1 protein-coding gene is annotated in these 1,490 nt (G+C 54.2%); it reads left to right on the forward strand.

Going from position 1 to position 1,490, the window contains the following annotated elements:
• Positions 1-54 precede the first annotated feature (54 nt).
• The gene (locus tag GJ633_RS16560; RefSeq protein ID WP_156589638.1) at positions 55-1,470 is read left to right on the forward strand and encodes an IS4 family transposase; all 1,416 of its coding nucleotides are present in this window, start codon (positions 55-57) and stop codon (positions 1,468-1,470) included.
• Positions 1,471-1,490: the final 20 nt, after the last annotated feature.

Consider the following 1,490-nt stretch of genomic DNA (forward strand, 5'->3'; position numbering starts at 1 on the left):
CCTGTCTCTTACCCACAACTTCTATCGCTGTAGTTCGTCGAGAAAGAGACCAAGATGCAGAGCGGTTCACGAAGTCGGCGGACTGACCTAGACGAGGAAGAGCTGTGTCAAACCGATGTTTCTGGCAAGGTTCGAAAGGAGTTCCAGTCTGCTGAGTTCGGTGACAAGCGGCTCACTGACCGATTGATGCAAGTCGGAGATCGGCTCGGCAGGGCACCTGCCGAGTCGATCCCAAACGCCTGCGAAGACTGGGCCTCCGCAAAGGCTACGTATCGATTTTGTGATAACGAGCGTGTGGACCCAAACGAGATTCTCGGTGCGCACAAACGAGCTCAACGGTCACGAGTCCGGGACAAGAACAAACTCTTGGTCGTCTCTGACACTACTGAACTCGTTTTTCCGCGACATCCATCCAAGGAAGGACTCGGTGATATCGGCAACTCCAAAACAGATCTCGAAGGCGTCAAAGTTCACACGACGATTGGGCTTGATCCACAGACGCACCACATGACTGGGATCATCGATCAGCAGTCGCTGATCGAGGACCAGCAAGCCAGCACCAAACACGATGCAAATGGCAAGAGCGAGCCAATCGAATTAGGCAGCGAACAGGAAAAGTGGATTCGAGGGGATCGGCAAGCCAGCCGCTGGCTTGCCGAGGAGGTTCGACCGATATTCATCCATGACCGAGGCGCTGACTCATTTGCCTTCTACCGTGAAGTGACAGACGACTTGGACGCTGGATTCGTCGTCCGTGCGAATCAGAATCGATGCATTCAGACGCCGTCCGGGACGGACGGGCGTCTGATTGACTGGAGTGAAGAGATCCCTGAACAAGGTCGCACGTCGATAGAGATCGAACAAGGAAGTGGAAGAGCAGCCCGAGAAGCTGAGCTCACCGTCAAAGCCGGATCGTGCGAGCTGCTTCCCCCGCAGAACGATCCAACTCACACAGAACCAGTCGCGGTAAACGTCGTACGGATCGACGAAGTTAGAGAGCAAGACGACCCGATTCAGTGGGTGCTACTCACCACTGAATCGGTCGCGGAGTTCAGTGATTCGCTGAGTGTGGTAGAGTCCTATCGCGCTCGATGGACGATCGAAGATTGGCACAAAGTGCTGAAAACAGGGTGCCGGATCGAGGAACGCCGGCTGGAAACGTGGGAACGTATGGAGGTTTTGTTGAGTGTTTATTCTGTGATTGCGTGGAAGGTGCTAGAGTTGCGAGAGCTTGCTCGGGAAGATATACACCGTTCACCGGAGGCTCTCTTGAGCGAGACTGAGCGGTCAATTCTGGAAACAAAATTTCCAGAATTGACCGATAATGAGGCTCAAGCGTACGCAATTGCGGTTGCGAAGGTCGGCGGCTACCTCGACCGAAGTTCTGATCCACCGCCCGGCTGGGAGATAATGTGGAAAGGCCTCAAGAAACTTCAGACTTGGGCGGAGGGATACGAACTGCACTCCTGAGACTTATGGGTAAGAGACAG

The sequence above is a fragment of the Halorubrum sp. CBA1125 genome, from assembly GCF_009742825.1.
GTDB lineage: Archaea > Halobacteriota > Halobacteria > Halobacteriales > Haloferacaceae > Halorubrum.